This window comes from Micromonospora sp. NPDC050397, from assembly GCF_044901685.1.
In the GTDB taxonomy this organism is placed as follows: Bacteria; Actinomycetota; Actinomycetes; order Mycobacteriales; family Micromonosporaceae; genus Micromonospora_G.
Window position 1 is genome coordinate 57808 of sequence record NZ_JBJDPS010000011.1, and the last position, 21073, is coordinate 78880.

Sequence of the window (21073 nt, forward strand, 5' to 3'; positions counted from 1 at the left end):
TGACCGACTGACTGACTGACCGACTGACTGACTGACCGCCCGTCGGACCGGTGTCGCACCGGTCCGACGGACCAGGCGGTACCGCTCCGACGGACCAGGCGGTCAGGCCGCGTACGGGGTGTGCTCGACCGGGACCATCTCGGCGGCGGGGACCGGTCCGGGCGGGGTGCCGTCGCCGAACGGCCGACCACCGAGCGCTTCCCGACCGTGCGGTTCGAGCCAGCCGCGCAGGTCCGGCCCGAGCGGGACGATGCCGGTCGGATTGATGTCGCGCTGCACCACGTAGTAGTGGCGCTTGATCTGGGCGAAGTCGACGGTGTCGCCGAAACCGGGGGTCTGGAACAGGTCCCGGGCGTACGCCCACAGCACCGGCATCTCGGTGAGCCGCTGCCGGTTGCACTTGAAGTGTCCGTGGTAGACGGGGTCGAACCGGACCAGGGTCGTGAAGAGCCGGACATCGGCCTCGGTGATGGTGTCGCCGACCAGGTAACGCTGACTGCCGAGCCGCGCCGACAGCCAGTCGAGCCGGTCGAACAGCCGCTCGTACGCCCGCTCGTACGCCTCCTGCGACCCGGCGAATCCGCACCGGTAGACGCCGTTGTTGACGTCGCGGAACACCACCCGGTTCACCTCGTCGATCTCCTCGCGAAGCTCCTCCGGGTAGAGCCGGGGAGCGCCGGGCCGGTGGTACGCGGTCCACTCGGTGGAGAGGTCGAGCGACATCTGGTTGTAGTCGTTGGTGACCACCTGCCCGGTCGGGACGTCGACGATCGCCGGGACGGTGATCCCGCGCTCGTAGCCGGGGAACCGGGCGAAGTACGCCTCCTGTAGACGCTCGATGCCCAGCACCGGGTCACGGCCGTCCGGGTCGAGGTCGAAGGTCCAGCTCCGGGCGTCGTGCGTCGGCCCGGCCAGCGCCATCGACAGCACGTCCTCCAGACCGAGCAGGCGCCGGACGACGACCATCCGGCTCGCCCACGGGCAGGCACGCGCGATCGCGAGCCGGTACCTGCCCGGCTCCACCGGATAGCCGTCCCGGCCGTCCGCGGTGATCCGGGTGGCGATGTAGCGCTGGTCGCGGGTGAACTCGCCGCCGGGGTTGACGTAGACGCCGCCTTCTTCGTTCGACATGCCGCCATCGTCGCGCATTTCCGGCCCGGGGTCGCGGATTTGTCGCCCGGCGGGAAGCGCACCGCCACGCACGAACGGCTACGGTGGGCTCCAGGATCCACTGCACCGGGTGACCCCCGGACGGAGGCTGCCAACCGTGCCGAACCACGAGTTCGACCACCGCCAACAACGCCGGGGACCGGGCTGATGGCCGACTTCACCGAGTTGCCCGATCTCGCCTCCCGGCTGCTCGGCGGATCGGTGGTGGACGCCAACGACGAGTTCTTCGCCGCCCGCGACAACCTGGTCAACACCGGGCCGCCGACATTCACCCCGCAGACCTTCGGTGCCAAGGGCCAGGTGTACGACGGCTGGGAGACCAGACGTCGCCGGGAACCCGGGTACGACCACGCGGTGGTCCGGCTCGGTGCGCCCGGCATCATCTCCGGGGTGGTGGTCGACACCGCCTTCTTCACCGGAAACTTCCCGCCCTTCGTCTCGGTGCAGGCGTGCGGCCTGGAGGGATATCCGGGACCGGAGGAGTTGACCGCCGCCGACTGGATCCCGATCGTGCCGAGATCGGCGGTGCGCGGTGACACCGTGAACTCCTTCCCGGTGCGCGATCCACATCGGTTCACCCATGTCCGGCTCGTCCTGCACCCGGACGGCGGGGTGGCCCGGCTGCGGGTGCACGGCAGCGTCGTACCCGATCCCCGGCTCTTTCCCGACGGTCACGTCGACCTCGCGGCGGCGGAGTACGGCGGCCAGGTCACCGACGCCAGCAACCGGTTCTACGGCTCGCCGCAGCAGCTCGTCGCGCCCGGCCTGGCCCGGGTGATGGGGGAGGGGTGGGAGACCGCCCGGCGCCGCGACGGCGGCAACGACTGGGTACGCGTACGGCTGGTCGCGCCCGGCCGGGTCCGTCTGGTCGAGTTGGACACCAGCCACTTCAAGGGCAACGCCCCGGCCGCCGCGTCGCTGCGCGGGGTCGACACCCGGGTGTCCGACCCGACCGACGAGCGGGCCTGGTTCGACCTGCTGCCCCGGGTACCGCTGCAACCCGACACCCGGCACCGGTTCCCGCTCACCGACGCCGGTACGGCGACCGAGGTCCGGCTGGACATCTTCCCGGACGGTGGCATGGCCCGGCTGCGGTTGCCCGGCCGGGTCGCCCCGGACGACCTGGTCGCGCTGCGGCGGCACTGGTGGGAGTCGTTGCCACCGGCACAGCGGCGACAGGTCGACTCCTTCGCCGGTCCGGGTGGCCGCCCCGGGCGCTCCCCGGAGACCCCCTGGCGCGGATCGCTTCCCCCGGCCGGTCCGGCCTGAACCGAGGGATCGATTCGCCGGCGGCCCCAGGTCACTTCAGTTGTGCTTCGCCGCCCGGGTAGGCAAACGACGACCGGGGCGAGTAGAAGCCCCAGGTGATTTCCAGCGGGTTCGCCGGGCGCAGCGCGTACGTGGCGTGCTCGGGCTCGAGGAACTCCAACGACTCGATCTCGAACGGGTCGACCGGCTCGGCCACGAACGGGTAGATGCCGCTGAACCGTTTACGGCCGACGTCGGTGATGTAACGGAGTTGACCACGGTTGATCGCGTCGCCGGTGCGGCCGACCCGGGCGGTGGTCCTGATCACCGGCACCCCGTCGGCCTCGGTGGTGGCGACCAGCCGTCGACCCTTGACCTCGATCGTGGTGCTGCCGACGCTCGCGGGTGCGCCCCGCCGCGCCGCGTACTCCCGGACGACCGGGCTGGAGTTGAGATAGTGGGTCCACCAGCGGCCCGGGGTGACCCCGTCGGGCGCGTCCAACCCGTCCAGATCCGGCCCCAGGTAGGTGAGCGAGTAGGCGCCGAATCCGGACGTCTGGCCGGCGTCGTCGACCACGTACTGGTTCATGAAGACCTGCCGGTTCGCGGCCGGCTTCAGCCCCTTCGGTACCAGTGCCGCCACCGCGTCCGGGTCGGCCGGCAACCAGCCGAAATAGATCATTCGGCTGTTGACGACGAGTTGGGGCGCGACGATCTCGGTCACCTTGGCCTCCGCTACCTCGGGACATACGGTAGTCGCGACGCTACGGCTCGTCCATAGTGGAGGCAACGACGGAAAGTCGACAGTTTGCCCGCTTCGTCGTCGGCATCCGGTTCGGAACAGGGATTGATCATCTGGCATTGATCATTATGATCTAGGGCCGGGGCGTTGGTCGCTACTAGAACGGGGAGATCGGCATGCTTCGTTTCCGTCGTCGGTTCAGATGGGGGGCCGGGTATGTCGTCGCAGCCCTCGGCCTCACCCTGGCCGGGGCCGCTCCTGTCCAGGCGGTGGCGGGTGGCGAACCCGCCGCCACGAACTCGTACGGGTTCGCCGCGAAACTGAGCAACTCGCTGGGAGCCTGCTCCGGCGTCCTGGTCGACCCACTGTGGATCGCCACGGCGAAGTCGTGCTTCGCCGGAGACGGAGAACCCGTTGTCGCCGGTCCGCCCCGCCAGCCGACCAATGTGTGGATCGGGCCACAGCTATCGGCGTCACCGCAGTGGACCATCACCGAACTCGCACCGCACCCGACCCGCGACCTCGTACTGGCGCGGCTCTCGGGACCGGAACGGACCGCCGATCCGGTCGTCCTGAGCACGACACCACCCAGCGTCGGCGAGACCCTCCAGGTGGCCGGATTTGGGCGGACCGACGCCGAGTGGATGCCGAAGCAACTGCACGTCGGGGCGTTCACCGTGCAGAGCCTCGATGCCTCAACCGCCCAGATGGCGGGACAGGATCCGGACCGTCCGAGCACCTGTAAGGGTGATGCGGGTGGACCCGCGCTGCGCCAGACCGACACCGGCGTCGAGTTGGTGGCGTTGCACAGCTCGTCGTGGCAGAGCGGCTGTTTGGGCGAGACGGAGACGCGGCAGGGCTCGGTCGAGACCCGGGTTGACGACCTGGGCGCCTGGATCCGTGCTGCGTTCGCCTCCGCCCCGAAGTGGTCGACCCTGCCGACGCAGATCATGAGCGGCTGGAACGGCGTCTGCCTCTCGGTGCCGAACGGCGCGGAGGGCGGCTCCGTGGGGAGTTCGGCCTGCGACGCCGCGGCGGCCGGTCAGCGCTGGACCCTGGTGCCCGCGGTGACGGGATACTTCCAGATCAGGAACAGCAACGGTTTGTGCGTGGCCATCCCGGGCTGGGCGGCCGGCAACGTCATCCAGTTCTCCTGCGGGGCGTTCAACGATCAGTACTTCCAGGTATCGACCAACTCGCTGACCAGCACCATCAAGCTGCACGACGGCCGGTGCCTGCTGGCCCCGGACTGGGCCGCCGGTGATGTGGTCGTCTTTGCCTGCGGCAACCAGGGTGACCAGCGGTGGATGCAGCTCACCGGCAGCGGCGGCACCGGCCAGATCCGTGGTGCCGCGGGCCTGTGCGCGCAGTTCCTGATTGTCGACCTCCCGCCGAGGCCGGGCGCCCCGGGAGGCCGGACGCCGATGGTAGCCCTTGACCCCTGCGAGGGATCGCCCTCGGGCCCCTTGCCCGCCCGGGTCGACTACTGGCGGACCTGGACGGTCAGCGGGCCGCAGATCCTCGTCAACCGTCAGTGCCTGGATGCCACGCTGAAGGATGGCTTATACGTATTGTCGGTGACGTCGGGTCAGCCGTGCGGCGATGACCTGAACGAGCGTTGGGTGCCGTTCCCTGACGGGACCGTACGCAACATCGGCACCGGTCGGTGCCTGGACACCGTCGGCGGCTCGGTGAACCCCGGCGTCCGGCTGACCGTTTCAGTCTGCCAGGCCAGTAGCGCGACGCAGCAGTGGGTTCTGCCGACCGCCTGACCGCAAGGCCGTTCCGTTTGGTGGTGTAAGCACCGCCTGTCGGTGCGGTTCTCGCAGCTCGCAGCGGGGCTGATCGTGGCTACGAAGCCATGGTCGGCCCCGTCTGTCGCGAATGGGGCTGTTTCGAACCGGACAGTCCGCGATCGGCGGCGCCGATCGGGCACGCCCTGCACACCTGGGCCGGTGGCGGAGGAGAACCGCGAAATTGGTCCCCCGGGCTGGTTTCCATGCCCTCGAATTGGCTAATCGGATGCCAGGTTGTCGCCTTTGCTGCCGTGGAGGGCCCCTTCCGGCATCCGGAGGGACAGCCGGCGGACCGACCGGGTCACCTGGTGACCCACGGCCGGACCGTCGCACGCCGGCGCGCCGTTGTCGCGACCGGCAGGACCCGGTGACCCCGGTACGCCGGCGTGCCCACACGCCCGTTTCGAGACAGGGACAGGGGAGGACAGCATGGCCAGCGAGGTTGTCGACAGCCCACCCGACCAGACCGAGCAGGCAGTCGAGGGTGAACGGGGAGCCCTGGTCGCGGTGTTGCTGATGGTGGTGCTCGGCGTAGCGGGGATCTTCGCCGTGTCCGCCTGACCACCGTGCCGCTGGCGCGCCCTACGGACGCCAGCGGTCGACCGGGCCGGACCTTCGCTGACCGGCCCGGTCGACGCATCGTTGAAACATCCGCCGTTACGGGCGCGGCGCCTGCCCGTCGGTGTGCGGCACCCGCGCGGCGGGGATGACGCCGAGCCGCCCAGCCTGGTAGTCCTCGAACGCCTTGACCAGTTCGTCGCGGGTGTTCATCACGAACGGACCGTACTGCGCCACCGGCTCCCGGATCGCCTGACCGCCCATGATGTACAGGTCGAGCGTGGGCGTGTGCGAGTCCTGCCGCTCGTCCGCGCCGAACCGCAGCGCCTCGCCCGGCCCGTGCACCGCGAGCTGACCGGTGTGCACCGGCCGGCGCTCGCTGCCCACCGTGCCCCGGCCGCCGAGCACGTACACCAGGGCGTTGAAGTCCGAGCGCCAGGGCAGGTCGACGCTCGCGCCCGGCTGGACCGTGACGTGGGTGATGGTGATCGGCGTGTGGGTCGAACCGGGTCCCTGGTGTCCCTCGATCTCACCGGCGATGACCCGCAGCAGGGCGCCGCCGTCGGGGCTGGTGAGCAGCGCCGACTCCTTGCCCCGGATGTCCTGGTAACGCGGCGGGTTCATCTTGGCCACCCGGGGCAGGTTGACCCAGAGTTGCAGGCCGTGGAAGAGGCCGCCGCTCATCACCAGGTGCTCCGGTGGCGCCTCGATGTGCAGCAGGCCGCTGCCCGCGGTCATCCACTGGGTGTCACCGTCGGTGATGGTGCCGCCGCCGCCGTTGGAGTCCTGGTGGTCGAAGATGCCGTCGATGATGTACGTGACCGTCTCGAACCCTCGGTGCGGGTGCCAGGGCGTACCCTTCGGCTCACCGGGCGCGTAGTCGACCTCGCCCATCTGGTCCATCATGATGAACGGGTCGAGTTCGGTCATCGGCACCCCGGCGAAGGCCCGGCGGACCGGGAAGCCCTCGCCCTCGAACCCGCTCGGTGCGGTGGTCACCCGGCGCACCTTCCGGAACTCGGTGGTCTGCTCGTCCAGTCGCGGCAGGCGCGGCAGGACCAGCACGTTCTCCACGGTGATCGCGGGCATCGTCGTACTCCCTAGCTGGTGATGGTGGTGGAGTCGGAGGCGGAAGGTCGGGTGGGGGCGAGCCGTTCGCCGAGCCGCTCGAAGACCCGGGTCAGGACGGCGGTCTCGGACTCGCTCAGGTCGTCCATCAGGTGCTGCCGGACCGCCTCCGCGTGCTGCGGTGCCGCCCGCTGGAGGGTCAGCAGGCCGGCGGCGGTGAGCACCGCCTCGCTGCCGCGTCGGTCGGCCGGGCACGGCTGTCGGGTGACCAGGCCGCGTTTCTCCATCGAGGAGATCTGGTACGTGAGCCGGCTCGGCGAGAAGACGAGTTGCCCGGCCAACTCGCCCATCCGCAGCCGCTGGCCGGGCGCCTCGGAGAGCAGGACGAGCACCTGGTAGTCGGCGAGGCTCAGCTCGTTCGTCGCGCGCAGCTCGTCCTCCAGCTTGTTGAACAACCGCTGGCTGGACTCGATGTACGCGCGCCAACAAGCGAGCTGCGCGCTGTTCAGACTCTGCGTCACGCCGGAAGAGTAGCACTCCTTCAAATTAGAAACAAACCTCCTGGTGGCGATTGGATCCATCTCCTCAACACGGGACATGGTGTCGTACGGGTTTGAAAGGAACCTCCGTCGGCGAGCGGCTGGACGGAAAGCCGGTACGCCCACCGGCCCCGGGGTGCGAGACTGCACGACCGTGGAACCCGTCGAGATATCCGTACCCGGCCTGCTGCTGCGCTCCTGGGAGCTCGCCGACGCGCCCGAGGTGCTCAACGCCATGCGCGAGCCGGCGATCTTCCGCTGGAACTCGGCACCGAGCGCGGCGGCCGGTCTCGAGGGCGCGCGCGAGTGGGTACGCCGCCGAGCCGACTGGTCGGGCGGCGACCACGCCTCGTTCGCTCTGGCCGAGCCGGCCACCCGGGCGCTGCTCGGCTCGGTCTCGCTGCACCGGATCTACGACGGCGACGCCGCCATCGGCTACTGGACCGTCGCCCCGGCCCGTGGACGCGGGCTCGCCGCGCTGGCCGTCGCCACCGTCACCGGGTGGGCCTTCCAACGACTGAACCTGCACCGGATCGAGCTCTGTCACGCCGTTGCCAACCCCGCCTCCTGTCGGGTCGCGGAGAAGACCGGCTACGCGCTGGAGGGCACCCTGCGCGAGTCGCACCGCTACGGCGACGGCCGGCGTTACGACGAACACATCCACGGTCGGCTGGCCACCGATCTCTGACCGCTTTTTCGGCCCGCGCGCGAGCTAGCGTGGGGCGGGTGGACGAACTTGATCTGAGCGACTGGCGTGAGAAGGTGGCCCGGCTCTACCTCTCGGACCTGGACCTGGCCGGTTTCCGGGCGGCCCGGGACGACCTCTTCGCCCGGCACCCGCAGTCCCCGATCCCGGCGGAGAGCCGCCCCGGCTTCACCGGCCTGAGCTACTTCCCGGAGAACCCGGAGGCGGTCGTCGAGGTGCCGGTCCGGCCGGCCGAGGGGACGCTGCGGATCGACACCGGCGGCCCGGACGGGGTGGTCCGGTACCGGCGGGTGGGCATCGCCGAGACCGGTTGGGGTCCGCTCACCCTCTGGTGGATCGAGGCGTACGGCGGCGGCCTGTTCCTGCCCTTCCGCGACGGCACCTGCGGCCCCAAGTCGTACGGTGGTGGCCGCTACCTCACCGACACCGTCAAGGGCACCTTCGGTCGCGGCCTCACCCTGCTCCCCGGCGACCGGGTCCGGCTCGACTTCAACTTCGGTTACAACCCGAGCTGTGCCTACGACGACCGCTGGGCGTGCCCGCTCGCGCCGCCGGAGAACCGGGTCGACGCCGAGATCAGGGCGGGGGAGCTGAGGTACAAGTAGCCGGCCACGGCCGGCAGGGGCGTTCGCGCCGTCGTACCCGTTTCACGGGGTTCACCGCCGGGCGGTACGGGTAGCTCCCACCATGACCAGCGCCTGGTACGTCTCCGACCGTCCACCGGACGGGCCGGAGCCCCGGGGCCGGAGTCTCGGCGAGCGGTCGGCCGCGACCCTGTGCCGACGACTGCGCGACGTACGGGACATCTCCCTGGTCGCCGTCCAGACCGGCTCGGCGGCAGGGCTGGCGTGGTTGTTCACCCACGACCTGATGGGCAACCCCGTTCCGGTCTTCGCGCCGATCACCGCGATCAGCACGCTGGCCGCCTCGATGAACGGGCGGATACGCCGTACGTTCGAGCTGCTCGTCGGCATCGCCATCGGCGTCGCCGTGGGAGACGTGCTGGTCCAGGTGATCGGTGTCGGCTTTGTCCAGATCGCCTTGGTGGTCGCGCTGGCCATCCTCTTCACCGCGATCCTGGGCGGGGGCGTCGCGGTGCTGACCCAGGCGGCCTCCACCGCGGTGCTGCTGGTCGCCTTCCAAGCGCAGATGACCGACCCGGTCATCCCCCGTTTCATGGAGGCGCTGATCGGCGGTGGAACCGGGCTGGTCGTGGGCACTCTGCTGATCCCGACCAACCCGATGCGGGCGGTGGACCGGGCGGCGCGATCGGTGTTCGAGGCGGTGACCGGGGAACTGCTCGAGTCCGCGGCGGCGATGGCCGACCGCGACCGGGAGCGTGCCAACCTCGCACTCGACCGGCTGTCCCGGATCAGGGGATACATGACCGACCTGGAGGACTCGCTGCGCACCGGGCGGGAGACCGTACGGTACGCGCCACTGCGGTGGCGTCAGCGCAGGGCGATCATGCGTTACGACAGGAGCCTGCCGTACATCGACAAGGCCGTGCACGACAGCGGCACCCTGGTACGGCGCGCGCTGAGCGTGGTCGAGCAGGGGGAGCGGCTGCCGGACGGGCTGCCGATGGCCGTACGGCAGCTCGGTGACGCGTTCGGGCTGCTCCGCGAGGAGCTCAGGGACGGCCTGAAACCGGAGGGTGCCGGTGAGCTGGCCTTGCTCGCGGTGACCGCCGCCAACGAGGCGTACGCCGACGGGGTCGACTTCTCCGGCAGCGTCATCGTGGCCCAGGTGGGAACCGCCGCCACCGACATCCTGCTGGCGGCCGGAACCGCCTCCGAAGACGAAGTCAGACACCTCATCCAGAACGCCGCCACCCAACCCCACCCCCCTGAGGTGTAAGGAAGGGCCCCTTATTAACGCTATGCGTTAATAAGGGGCCCTTCCTTACACCTCAGCGAGCGTTGGCGGGTTGCCAGTTCATTCGGCTGAGCAGGTTGCGGGCCTGGTCGGCCAGGTCGGCGTCGACCGTCACGGCGTACTCCCGGGCGCGCAGTGTCGCGGCCGAGGTGAAGTCGCGCCGGCCGCCGGTGCTGGCGTGCGCGATGGCACCGAAGATGGCACCCCAGGCGGCACCGATCAGCAGCCCGGCGACGATGACCGCCCACCAGTTGCCGACGGTGAAGATGCCGAACAACAGGCCGATGAAGAGTCCGAACCAGGCACCGGTGGCGGCACCGGCCAACGAGGCACGAGCCGTGGTCAACCGTCCCAACACCGTCTCCACCAGCGCCAGGTTGGTGCCGATGATCGCCGTACGCTCGACCGGGAACCTGTTGTCGGCGAGGAAGTCGACCGCCTGCTGGGCGCCGGAGTAGTCCGGGTACGACGCCATCGTCACGGTCGGACGCTCGGCGCCCGGTCCGCCGTCGCCCGGCATGGAGATGCCGCCGGCCGGACCGGGTGGCAGGGTGCTTCCACCGAACGGCAGGCCCGGCACCGCCGCCCGCCCGCCCGGGTTCATGGGTGTGGTCATCAGACTGCCTCCTTCGTCGGTACCACGAATTCCCGCCCCGATACGGGGCTAACCCGTGGTGCCCGCCCCGGACCGGGACACGGGCGGGCCCTGCCGTCCGGTTTCCCGTCGACAGGGCCCGTTCGTGCGCGCCTGCCGTCAGCCGGCGCAGGAGGCGCCGTTGAGCGCGTAGGCCGTCGGTGGGGGCAGCGTCCCGGTATGGGTGCCCTGGAAGCCGATGGTGGTCGTGCCGCCGGCCGGCAGGTTGCCGTTCCAGGCCACGTTCCGGACGGTGATCTGGGTGCCGGACTGGCTCCAGACCCCGTTCCACCCGTTGCTCAACCGTACGGTGGAGCCGACCGTGAAGGTGAGGGTCCAGCCGTTGACCGCCGCGCTCCCGTTGGTCAACCGTAGTTCGGCGGTGAACCCGCCGGTCCAGGCGTTGGGGGTGTAGGCGACCCGGCAGCCACCGGCCGGTGGGGTGGTCGGCGGCGGCGTGGTCGGCGGGGGAGTCGTCGGCGGCGGCGTGGTCGGGGGCGGGGTGGTGGGCGGAGGAGTGGTCGCGGGCGGGGTGGTCGGCGGTGGCCCGGCCGCGACGGCCAGGTCGTACGCCCGCTGCGGGACGAACTGTCCGGCTCCGGCGATGCAGCCGTCCGCCTCGCCGGGCAGCTTGACCCAGAGGAAGGCGTCGACCGCCGCGTCACCGGTGTTGGTGGTGCTGGCGGTGCCGATCGCCCGCCCCGGTGGGTCGCACCACTCGGCCCCCGCCGGTCCGTTGCCGTTCCGGCTGGTGTCGACGACGATCTTGAGCCGGGAGATTCCGGTCGCCGCGACCACGTTTTTGCCGTACGTGACCGACTCGGTCGTGGTCCGGTAGTTCGAGACGTTCAGCGAGATCCCGTCCGCGCTGTTGGCGATGTCGGCGGCCACCAGCCGGGAGGCCATCTCGGCCGGGGCGAGCCAGGCCGAGTGCGCCGCGTCGAAGTAGACCTTCGCCTGCGCCGAGCCGGCCTTGAGCCGCTTGCCGGCGTACGCCATCGAGGCCCTCGTCTCGGCCTGTTGCGCGGCGTTCTGGCAACTGCTCATCTGGGCCAGCACGTCCGGCTCCAGCACGATCGTGGCCGGGCGCCCGGCCAGACCGGCGGCGACCTCGTCGACCCACTGGAGGTAGGCGGTGTGGTTCGGGGCGCCGCCGCTGCTGGCGCCGCTACAGTCCCGGTTCGGGATGTTGTAGATCACCAGGATCGGGATCTTGCCCGCCGTGGCGGCGGCGCCGACAAAGGCGTTCACCTGGGCGCGTACGGCGGTGGGATTGTAGGTGGCGAACCAGCGACCCTGCGGCACGCTGGCGATCCGGTCCCGGATCACGGCGGCCCGGGAGTCGCCGGGGTTGGCGGCGGCCCAGACGGCGGCGTTGGTCCCCGGGTCGACGTAGAAGGCCGAGTCGGCGGCCTCGGCGGCGGTCGGCCGGAGCAGGTCGAAACCGACCACGGTGGCGACGGCGAGCGCCACGGCGGCGGTGGCGCTGGCGCCGGCCGCGGTGAGCGCTGATCGTCTGCGCATGTGACGTTCCTTTCCGGTGGTGGGTGGGATCGGATCCGGGGTGGGTGAGGCCGGATCCGGGCGACGATTAGATTGAGAGCCTTGGATGGAAGCGCTCCCATGGATATCGACCACCGTACCGGCGGTGTTGCCGTCGTGTGAAGACCCCGGGTCAGCGCAAAGTTACATTCGTGGATGTACTGCCTGGTCGTTCCAGGTCCGGGTTCCGTACGGCGGTCGACTTCTGTTGACAGTGGGGCTGACTTTTGGTCACAGGACGGAAACTTCTGGGCTATCGCAGTGAAAGACGCTAATGTCTGCTCCACTGCGGTGTCTCCTCCGGTCGGCGGGAGCGGCACCGAGATCCCCCTCGTACCGTGGAGGTCTCGTGTTACGCATTCCCCGCCGACCGTTCGTCGGCGCCATCGCCCTGTTCACAGTGCTCGGTCTGGGAGGCTGGACCGCCCCGGCCAACGCCGCCCCGATCTCCGAGACCGCGCCGATCTCCGGCGCCGCCCCGATCTCCGGCGCCGCCCCGATCCCCAACGCCGCCCCGATCTCCGAGGCCGTGCCGGTGGTCGCCGCCGCACCCCCGCCCACCGCCGGTTTCGAGAAGGTCAAGCTCGACGGTGGTCTGTCGATGGGGGAGCCGATCGAGTTGTCGGTGCTCCCCGACGGCAAGGTGCTCTACATCAACCGGGGCACCACCGCCGGTGGCGGTCAGGTACGGCTCTACAACCCGGCAACCCGGGTCACCACCGTGGCGCTGACCGTGCAACTCGACGCGCGCTTCGAGGACGGCCTGATCGGCATCACCCTGCACCCCAGCTTCGCCAGCAACCGGTGGGTCTACCTGTTCTACTCACCGAAGGTGACCCCGCTGGTCAACCGGATCTCCCGGTTCACCTTCAACACCAGCACGAACGCGCTCGACCCGGCCAGCGAGGACATGCTGATCGAGTGGCCGACCGAACGGAACCTCTGCTGCCACTCGGCCGGCTCGATGAGTTGGGACAGCGCGGGCAACCTCTACTTCGCCGTCGGCGACAACACCAACTCCGGTGGCGACAGCGCCGGCATGGCGCCGATCGACGAGCGTCCCTCCCGCGACCCCCAGTACGACGCGCAGCGTACCTCCGGCAACGCCAACGACCTGCGGGGGAAGATCAACCGGATTCACCCGGAGAACAACGGCACCTACACCGTGCCGAGCGGCAACCTCTTCCCCGCCGGCACGGCGGGCACCCGCCCCGAGGTGTACGTGATGGGCGTGCGCAACCCGTACCGGATCTGGGTCGACAAGCGGGCCGGCAACACCCTCTACTGGGGCGAGGTCGGCCCGGACGCCGGAGCGACGATCGCCAACCGGGGCCCGGCCGCGTACGACGAGTTCAACCGTGCCACCGGTCCGGGCAACTACGGCTGGCCGTACTGTGGCGGGCCGAACGTCGCGTACAACGACTGGGACTTCGCGGCGAACGCCCCCCGGGGCTGGTTCCCCTGCGGCGGCACCACCGGCCCGGTGAACAACTCGCCCCGCAACACCGGTGTCCAACAGTTGCCCCCGACCAAGCCCGCACTGGTCTGGGAGCAGCACGGCGGCAGTCGGGAGTGGCCGGCGCTGGACAACCCGGGCGGCTGCGGTTCGCCCAACCACACCGAGGTCTACCACTACGACCCGAACCTGGTCTCGGACGTCAAGTGGCCGCAGTACTACGACAACAAGCTGCTCATCTCCGAGTACTGCCGGAACTGGATCAAGGAGGTCCAGTTCAACAACGGCAACCCGGCCACCGGTACGCCGACGATCATCGAACCGGTGCTCGCCGGGATGAACCTGGTCCACCCGATCGACATGGAGTTCGGCCCGGACGGCTCGCTCTACCTGCTGGAGTACGGCAGCGGCTACTTCTCCGGTGCCGCCGACGCGGGCCTCTACAAAATCAACTACGTCCAGGGTGGCCGCTCGCCGATCGCCCAGGCGACGGTCAACCGCGACAACGGCCCGGCGCCACTCGCGGTGACCTTCTCCAGTGCGGGCAGCTCCGACCCGGACGGGGACCCGCTGACGTACGCCTGGGACTTCGACAACAACGGCAGCACCGACTCGACGGCGGCGAACCCGTCGTACACGTACACCACCAACGGTGACAAGCGGGCCCGGCTGACCGTCAGCGACGGCACCGGCCGCTCCGCCACCACGCTGGTCCCGATCGTGGTCGGCAACAGCCGCCCGAGCCTCACCATCTCGGCGATCCCGGCCGGCGGCATGTTCGACTGGGGCCAGGACTTCACCGTCACCGCCTCGGCCACCGACCCGCAGGAGGGGGCGATCGACTGCTCCCGGGTGATCGTCCGGGTCGCCCTCGGCCACCAGGACCACGCCCACGAGGAGGGTGAGGGCACCGGTTGCGGCGCCACCTTCAACACCGGCCCGGTGCACGCCGGACCGGACTCGGTGCTCTTCTTCGTGGTCCGGGCCACCTACACCGACCAGGGCGCGACCGGCTCGGTGCCGCTGACCGGCGAGCAGACCATCACGCTCTGGCCCAAGCAGTGGCAGGCCGAGCACTTCGTGCAGCTCGGTGGCCCGCAGGTGATCGACCAGGCCGCCGCTGAGGGCGGCAAGCGGCTCGGCGACATCCAGAACGGTGAGTGGGTCAAGCACCACGCGGTGAGCCTGAAGGGGATCAACTCGGTCAAGGCCCGGGTGAGCAGCGGCGGGGGTGGCGGCACGATCTCCTTCCGGTACAACTCGACCACCGGGCCGGAGGTGGCCCGGGTGACCGTGCCGAACACCGGCGGTTGGGACAACTACGTCGAGGTCACCGCCCCGGTCAACCGCCCCGACGACGGCACCCACGACCTGTTCCTGGTCTTCAACGGGGGCAGTGGGGCGTTCCTGGACATCGACAGTTACACCTTTGTCGGGCCGGGCATCGGCACCGGTGGTCCCGGCACGCCGAGGACTGGTGAGATCAGGGCCCTCAACCGCTGTGCCGAGGTCAACGCGGGTGCGACCGCCGACGGGACCCGGGTGCAGACCTGGGACTGCAACGGGGCGACCAACCAACGCTGGACGGTCGGCACCGACGGGACCATCCGGGCCCTCGGCAAGTGCATGGACGTACAGGCCAGTGGGTTGACCAACGGCACGAAGATCCATCTCTGGACCTGCAACGGCAGCGGTGCCCAGCAGTGGACGGTCCAGGCCGACGGCAGCCTGCGCAACCCGCAGTCCGGCCGCTGCCTGGACATCCCCGGCTCAAGTACGGCGAACGGGGTCCAACTCCAGATCTACGACTGCAACGGCACCGGCGCCCAACGCTGGACGCTGCCCTGACCCTCGGGCGCCCACGTCGACCCGCTCCCCGACCTGACCGTCGTGGAGCGGGTTGGCGCCCGACACCGCCGGGCCGGTGTCCGTACATCCACGGACACGGACACCGGCCCGGCACCACCGGGTCAGCCCGCCAGCAGTCAGCCCGTCGGCAGCTCAGCCCGTCGGCAGCTCAGCCCATCGGGGGTCAGGTCGACGGCAGCACCCGGGTCAGCCGCAGCGGCCGGTGTCGTAGATCCAGAGCTGGGCCGAGCCGGCGATCACGTACCGCTGGTACTCCACCGTCCGGACCAGCCGCCAACCGGCCCGGTGCTGCTCCGAGACGGCGACGACAAAGCAGGGGCGGCTGCCCGGGACCTGGTCGGCGTACCAGTTCGGCCGGTCGGTTCGCGGGGCCCGGTCGAACCCGTCCGCCGAGTGGTAACCGACCCACTCGAAGCCGGCGTCGATCTCCGTACGCGGCACGCCGGTCTCGGCGAGCGCCTCGCCCGCCTCCCAACGGGCGGTGTCCGACGCCGTCCCGTACGCGGTGGTGAGCAGGCCGAGCGCGGCGAGCAGCGCGACGGCCGGCACCGCGAACACCAGCCCGGCCCGGGACCAAGCCCGTCGGGGAGCCGGCGGCGGGGTCTGGTAGATCCGGGACAGCCAGGCCGGGCGCCGGGCCACCCGGACCGTGTCGGTGAGCACCACGCAGAGCAGCAGCGGGATCAGCACAACGAGGTCACGGCCCCACATCGGCTGGCCGGTCGTGCTGCCGACCAGCAGCCCGCCGACGGTCAGCACGCTGAACCAGCCGAGCAGCGGCGGCAACTGCCCGATCCGCCCGACCAGCACCCCGGCGAGCACCACACCGGAGAACGCGGCGAGCAACGCCGCCACTTCGAACAACGGGTCCGGCAACATCGACCGCTGGCCCAGCACCGCGCCCGGGTACGGCCCGAGTGGCGTCAGATAGTCGCTGAAGAGAAAGGCAGCCCGGCCGTGGTCGTGCCAGACGAGCGCAGCCACGATCGCGGTGGCCCCGGCGGCGAACCACGCCGTCCTCGTCCACCGCGACGGGCGGGCGAACAGGAGGATCACCGGCGAGGCGGCGAGCGCGAGCATGAAGTAGCCGGACACGGCCAGCCCCAGCACCGGGGGGATGATGTCCGCTCCGGCGGGGAAGACCGGTCCGTCGTCGGGCAGGCCGCGCCGCCAGTACTCGAATCCGAGCCAGGCCGCCGCGAAGGCGGCGCCGAATCCGAGCAGCGGCAACCAGCGCAGCCGTTCCCGGGACCGGGCGTTCCAGGCTCGCACCACCGCCCGCAGCAGCGCCACCGCCAGCAGCGCGGCCGGCGCGGCAAGGACGGATTCGCGTACGGTGGCACCCCAGAGCCCCACCACGAGCGCTGCCGCCAGCAGCAGCGGCGAGTCCTTGGCCAGCGCCCGGCGCCCGAGCGCGAGGCAGCCGAGCGCACCGGCGAGCGCCGGCACGTCGGTCATGAACGAGGTGGAGAGCAGACCCAGTTCCGGCCAGCAGGCGAGAACCAGCGTGGCGAGTCCGGCCCGTATCCGGCCGATCGTCGGGGTGAGCAGGTCGTAGCAGGCGAACAGGGCCACCGCGCCGAGCAGCGCGACGAGGACCTGCTGGGCGGCGATGGAACCGGCCAGCGGGCCGAGTACGACGATCTGCCCGATCAGCGAGGGCCGGTTCCAGCCGAGCAGGTCGAACCCGCCGCCCTCACCGAAGTGCTGGCCGATCCGGCTGTAGGACCAGGCATCGTGGTGTGGGATCGAGATGGCGCCGCTGACGATCGCGAGCAGCAGCGGTACGACCACGGCGAGCAACAGCCCGGCGGCGATCAGCGCCCTCGGGGCCTGGGCCCCGAACCGCGCCAACGTCCGCTCGACCGGCACGGGCTCCGTCGGGGACGCGGCCTTCTCGGCCGGCGAGGTCTGCGTGGGCGCTCCCGTCTCCTTGGCCGGTGCGGTCCCGGTCGCGGGCGCCGCCTCCTCGGCCGGGGGGTCGTCGTCCGCCGCCGCCAACTCCACAGCGGACAACGCCTCCGGGGTCACGGCCGCGTCCCCGGCCGAGGCGGGTTCACCGGTCGACGACGCGTCGCCCTCCGGCTCCGGGACGGACTCGCCGAGCGGGTTGTTCTCCCGTTCCGGGACGGACTCGCCGGGCGGGTTGTTCTCCTCTTCCGGGACCGACTCGTTGGGCGGGTCGTCCACCGGCGCGCTCGACGGGGTCAAGTCCGGCGCTGTCGCCATCTGTCCTGCTTCCCAAACGCGCGTCCCGACACGACAGCGGACAACATACCGGGTACGTCCCGTTCGGCGGCAGCGCCTCCGGTGCGTACCCTGGGCCGCCTCGTCCGCCTCCAACCCGTCCCAGGCCGCCGGTGCGCGGGCACGACCAGCACGGGGTGACAGACGGCTATCCGATCTCCGCGTGTCCGGGGCGGAGCACCGCGCGTATGGTGCCAACCGATGGCGCGGAGAACGGGGGGTGTGCCTTGAGCAGGTGTGACAACGGATGAGTACCGTGCCGCGCGCCGTGTCCCGGTCCGGTGCGCTTCGCCACGAGGCCCTGTTCTACCACGGTCCGGACGACTACCTCGCCGGCTTGCGCGCCTTTGTCGAGGACGGGGGGAGCCAGGCCGAACCGGTGCTGGTCGTGGTACCACAACCACGGCTCGACCTGCTGCGGGACGCGCTCACCGAGGCATCCGGCGAGGTCGGGGTACGGTTCCTCGACATGGCTGTCGCCGGGCGCAACCCGGCCTGGATCATTCCCGGAATCCTGTACGCGTTTGTCGCCGAGCACCCCGGCACCCGGGTACGGATCGTGGTCGAGCCGATCTGGCCGGAGCGCCCGGCCGTCGCGTACCCCCGGTGTGTGCAGCACGAGGCGCTGGTCAACCTGGCCCTGGCCGAGCAGGCGGTGAGCGTGCTCTGCCCGTACGACGCGGTCGGGCTGGACGCCGACGTGATCGCCGACGCGGCCAGCACCCACCCGGTGCTGATCCGGGCCGGGGTGCGACAGCCCAGTGCCGGTTACGGCAGTCCCGAGGCGGTCGTCGACGCGTTCAACCTGCCGCTGCCCGAGCCCGACCTGACCCCGTCCACCCTGCTCTTCGACCGGGCCGGGATGGCCGGCATGCGGGCTCTGGTCGCCGCGCTCGCCACCGAGGCGGGTCTGGATCCCGAGCGGGTCGACGACCTGCGCCTGGCCACGAACGAGATCGCCACCAATGCCGTGGTGTACGGCGCCGAACCGGCGGTGCTGCGGGTCTGGGCCGAACCGGCCGGCATGGTCAGCGAGGTGATCGGCGGCAGCGTGCTGACCGACCTGCTCGCCGGCCGGCTTCCCGCCTCGCCCACCAGCGAACAGGGGCGCGGGCTACTGCTGGTCAACCACCTCTGCGACCTGGTCCACGTGCACACCACCGACTCCACGACGACCGTACGCCTGCACGTGAACTGGTGAAGCGGTCGGGGCCGGAGGACCGGCCCGCGTTCACCCTCCGCTGGTCGGGTTGCCCGGTTCGGTGGCAGTGGTACCGCCCGCTATGGACGTCGCGTTCCGGATGATTGTCTTCAAGCGATTCTGTACGGACGCGAGATGCTCGCGGTTCTGCTGGATGGCCGCCGTCTGGTAGGCGGACTCGACGGTGAACCAGACCCCGATGAGATTGGTCTCGGACTTGCACTTCACGTCCGTCACCGCGGTTTTCCGTTCGACCTCACTCGGCGCTGGTCCGCCGAAACTGTCGATCGCTTCCATCGGCCCCGGATAGTCGTATCCCGCCCGCTTCATGCATTCCGACCATCTCTCGACCGCGTCGCTGACTCGCCTGTCGGAGTCCGACTCGGTACTCTGGTTGATGGCCTGGACGATTGCGTCGTCACCGTAGCCGCCGTCGTCGCCGGTGATTTCCCGAACCGCCTCGCCCTGGCAGCCGCCGGCCGGAATTTGCCTACCCGCCACCCGGCCGGCTGCCGGCGGTGTCGCTCCCGGTAGGACGTTCCCTCCCGGCCAGCCGGTGAGCACAAGCAGTTCCGTGGGGGTCTGCGCGTTGTTGTCGGCCAGCGCGCGACGCCGCTCACCCTGCGCCGGGTCCGGGCTGTGGTAGCCCCATTCCGCGGCGGTGGCGGCATCGGCTACCCCGTATCGTCGCTCGACAAGCGAGAACGTTCGCGACGGTGGGACGAGTCGGATGGAGTAGGTGAGACCGAAGCCCCGCATGCAACGTTCGATCAGCGTTTGTCGCGCGCGCAGCACGAGGGCGTTCTCGTCGCCGGTCAGCATGTATGCCTCGATCGGCAGAGCGAGGCCCTGGGTGGAACCGATCTCGGGGATGGTCCCGACCGGTGCGGGGGTCGTCACCACCACATCGCTCCGGCCAGCCTCGCTTGCTGCCTCCTTGCCGGAACAGCCGGACGACAGCAGCAGCGCCGTACTGACGCAGATGACAACGCGGATGTGCAGCCGACCCATGTATCGCTCCCCCGAGGCCGTGTGGAAGCGCCGTGACCGATCGCGAGACCATCGGTCACGGCGCGGTGATTCCCGAAGTGATGTGCCCGGGTCAGGGGCAGAAGATGTGACCGCGGTTGTTGTTCCGGGTCACGAACTCGTTGTTGCCGCTGCCGCTGTACTGGCCGAAGGTGTTGTAGCGGCCCCCGTAGTTCTTGTGCTCGTAGACGCGCAGTGCGCAGGCGCCATTGTTGTTGTAGTACGAGCCGGTCTGATTCCCGACAACAGCTCCCTTGCCGTCACCGGTGGTACGGAAGAGCACCGCCGGTGAGGCCAGGTAGTCCGGTACCAACTGGTCCGGGATGCCGACCATCGAGCCACCGTAGTTGATTCGGTAGTACAGACAGGCGTCCCCGTCCCCACAGTAGGTGTGCTGGGTAACCGCTTGGGCGGGTGCCGCGGTTACGGCCAAGCCGCCTCCGGCGACGACGACAGCCAATGCCCCGGCCACCAGGGCCCTGTGAAACCTCATGGTTCGACGACTCCCCTCAGTCACGACCCGCTGTGGATCATTGACCGCAAGTGTCCATGAGGGATCGGAGGTGTGCAACCCCGTCCAGGCCCATCGTCAGGTCTGTAATCACGTTTGCCCACGTCAATGCGTCAGACAGTTTTCGCATTTTCTCCTGACGCCCGTATTTCGGCCGACGTCGGCTCCCGTGCTTTGGTTTGTGCGGCGCGCCCGGCCTCCCACTCAGGCCAGCGCGGCGACCGGGGAGTCGGCCAGACCGGCCAGCAGGGCGGCCGGGTCGTCGAAGACCGCCGCCGCACCCGCCCCGGCGAGTTCGCTGCGGCCGGTGCCGCCGCAGGTCAGCCCGATGCACGGGAGGTCGAGGTCACCGGCGGCGGCGACGTCCCAGACCGAGTCGCCGACAAAGACCGTCCGGGCCCGGTCGAGGCCGGCGTTGTCGAGCGCCGTGGCCAGGGCGTCCGGGCCCCGCGTGGGGCCGTCGGCGACCGGGGTGACGCCGCCGATCACGTCGTCGGCGAGGAGCGCGGCGCGGATCGCGTCGAGCTCGCGCCCGTCCGCCGAGGTGGCCAGCACCACCCGCAGCCCGCGTGCGGCGCAGGCGCGCAGCAGGGCCGCCGCTCCGGGCAACGGACGCAGCCGGTCCCAGAACTCGGCGAACAGGCTGTCGTGCCCGTACCGGATCCGGTCGTCGGCGTCCCGGTCGCGTTCCGGGCCGAGCAGGTGCTCCAGTAGCCGCTGCGCCCCCATGCCGAGCGCCCGGTGGATGGCCGCCATCGGGATCTCCTGGTCGGCCTGACGCAGCGCCTCCCACCAGCTCACGGTGTGCAGGTACGCGGTGTCGACGAGTGTGCCGTCGACGTCGAACAGCACCCCGGCGGGTCTGTCGATCTCCATACC

18 protein-coding genes are annotated in these 21073 nt (G+C 70.4%); 8 read left to right on the plus strand and 10 right to left on the minus strand.

The window, feature by feature from the left end:
• Positions 1–102: 102 nt before the first annotated feature.
• Positions 103–1149 carry a glutathione S-transferase family protein gene (locus ACI2K4_RS27520; protein ID WP_404515469.1) on the minus strand — a complete coding sequence of 349 codons (1047 nt, stop codon included), beginning with the start codon at positions 1147–1149 and terminating at the stop codon, positions 103–105.
• Between the two features lie 168 nt (positions 1150–1317).
• On the opposite strand from ACI2K4_RS27520, the gene alc reads away from it, so the two are divergent.
• Positions 1318–2439 carry an allantoicase gene (gene alc / locus ACI2K4_RS27525; RefSeq protein WP_404515470.1) on the plus strand — a complete coding sequence of 374 codons (1122 nt, stop codon included), beginning with the start codon at positions 1318–1320 and terminating at the stop codon, positions 2437–2439.
• Between the two features lie 31 nt (positions 2440–2470).
• Here the strand turns inward: alc and ACI2K4_RS27530 are convergent, their stop codons facing one another.
• On the minus strand, positions 2471–3142 hold the full coding sequence (locus ACI2K4_RS27530) for a hypothetical protein (protein WP_404515472.1): 672 nt from the start codon (positions 3140–3142) through the stop codon (positions 2471–2473).
• A 194-nt stretch (positions 3143–3336) separates the two neighbouring features.
• Between ACI2K4_RS27530 and ACI2K4_RS27535 the strand changes: the two genes are divergently transcribed.
• Positions 3337–4932: a ricin-type beta-trefoil lectin domain protein gene (locus tag ACI2K4_RS27535; RefSeq protein WP_404515473.1), complete on the plus strand. Its 1596-nt coding sequence runs from the start codon at positions 3337–3339 to the stop codon at positions 4930–4932.
• Positions 4933–5385: 453 nt separating this feature from the next.
• Complete coding sequence (locus ACI2K4_RS27540; RefSeq protein ID WP_404515474.1) at positions 5386–5517, plus strand: hypothetical protein; 132 nt, start codon at positions 5386–5388, stop codon at positions 5515–5517.
• A 96-nt stretch (positions 5518–5613) separates the two neighbouring features.
• Here the strand turns inward: ACI2K4_RS27540 and ACI2K4_RS27545 are convergent, their stop codons facing one another.
• Entirely contained in the window at positions 5614–6603 is a 990-nt protein-coding gene (locus ACI2K4_RS27545) for a pirin family protein (protein ID WP_404515476.1), read from the minus strand.
• An 11-nt stretch (positions 6604–6614) separates the two neighbouring features.
• Positions 6615–7103: a MarR family winged helix-turn-helix transcriptional regulator gene (locus tag ACI2K4_RS27550; protein ID WP_404515477.1), complete on the minus strand. Its 489-nt coding sequence runs from the start codon at positions 7101–7103 to the stop codon at positions 6615–6617.
• A gap of 172 nt (positions 7104–7275) precedes the next feature.
• Between ACI2K4_RS27550 and ACI2K4_RS27555 the strand changes: the two genes are divergently transcribed.
• The 3 genes from ACI2K4_RS27555 (at position 7276) to ACI2K4_RS27565 (ending at position 9687) form a co-directional block, all read left to right on the plus strand.
• Positions 7276–7809: a GNAT family N-acetyltransferase gene (locus ACI2K4_RS27555; RefSeq protein WP_404515478.1), complete on the plus strand. Its 534-nt coding sequence runs from the start codon at positions 7276–7278 to the stop codon at positions 7807–7809.
• Positions 7810–7847: 38 nt separating this feature from the next.
• Positions 7848–8432, plus strand: coding sequence for a DUF1684 domain-containing protein (locus ACI2K4_RS27560; RefSeq protein ID WP_404515479.1), 585 nt, complete (start codon positions 7848–7850; stop codon positions 8430–8432).
• 82 nt (positions 8433–8514) lie between these two features.
• Positions 8515–9687: an aromatic acid exporter family protein gene (locus tag ACI2K4_RS27565; protein ID WP_404515481.1), complete on the plus strand. Its 1173-nt coding sequence runs from the start codon at positions 8515–8517 to the stop codon at positions 9685–9687.
• A 52-nt stretch (positions 9688–9739) separates the two neighbouring features.
• Here the strand turns inward: ACI2K4_RS27565 and ACI2K4_RS27570 are convergent, their stop codons facing one another.
• On the minus strand, positions 9740–10309 hold the full coding sequence (locus ACI2K4_RS27570) for a general stress protein (RefSeq protein ID WP_404515677.1): 570 nt from the start codon (positions 10307–10309) through the stop codon (positions 9740–9742).
• A gap of 150 nt (positions 10310–10459) precedes the next feature.
• On the minus strand, positions 10460–11863 hold the full coding sequence (locus ACI2K4_RS27575; RefSeq protein WP_404515482.1) for a glycoside hydrolase family 6 protein: 1404 nt from the start codon (positions 11861–11863) through the stop codon (positions 10460–10462).
• Between the two features lie 367 nt (positions 11864–12230).
• Here ACI2K4_RS27575 and ACI2K4_RS27580 point away from each other — a divergent pair, with 367 nt between their 5' ends.
• Positions 12231–15185: a ricin-type beta-trefoil lectin domain protein gene (locus tag ACI2K4_RS27580; protein ID WP_404515483.1), complete on the plus strand. Its 2955-nt coding sequence runs from the start codon at positions 12231–12233 to the stop codon at positions 15183–15185.
• Between the two features lie 207 nt (positions 15186–15392).
• Here ACI2K4_RS27580 and ACI2K4_RS27585 read toward each other — a convergent pair whose 3' ends face one another.
• Complete coding sequence (locus ACI2K4_RS27585; RefSeq protein WP_404515484.1) at positions 15393–17435, minus strand: hypothetical protein; 2043 nt, start codon at positions 17433–17435, stop codon at positions 15393–15395.
• A gap of 265 nt (positions 17436–17700) precedes the next feature.
• Between ACI2K4_RS27585 and ACI2K4_RS27590 the strand changes: the two genes are divergently transcribed.
• Complete coding sequence (locus ACI2K4_RS27590; protein ID WP_404515485.1) at positions 17701–18654, plus strand: anti-sigma factor RsbA family regulatory protein; 954 nt, start codon at positions 17701–17703, stop codon at positions 18652–18654.
• Between the two features lie 30 nt (positions 18655–18684).
• Here the strand turns inward: ACI2K4_RS27590 and ACI2K4_RS27595 are convergent, their stop codons facing one another.
• The 3 genes from ACI2K4_RS27595 to ACI2K4_RS27605 all read right to left on the minus strand — a co-directional run bounded on the left by ACI2K4_RS27595 (position 18685) and on the right by ACI2K4_RS27605 (position 21070).
• Positions 18685–19665, minus strand: coding sequence for a hypothetical protein (locus ACI2K4_RS27595; protein ID WP_404515486.1), 981 nt, complete (start codon positions 19663–19665; stop codon positions 18685–18687).
• A 91-nt stretch (positions 19666–19756) separates the two neighbouring features.
• A complete protein-coding gene (locus ACI2K4_RS27600) occupies positions 19757–20176 on the minus strand; it encodes a peptidase inhibitor family I36 protein (RefSeq protein WP_404515488.1) in 420 nt (139 codons plus the stop codon).
• Positions 20177–20398: 222 nt separating this feature from the next.
• Positions 20399–21070: an HAD family hydrolase gene (locus tag ACI2K4_RS27605; RefSeq protein WP_404515490.1), complete on the minus strand. Its 672-nt coding sequence runs from the start codon at positions 21068–21070 to the stop codon at positions 20399–20401.
• Positions 21071–21073 lie beyond the last annotated feature (3 nt).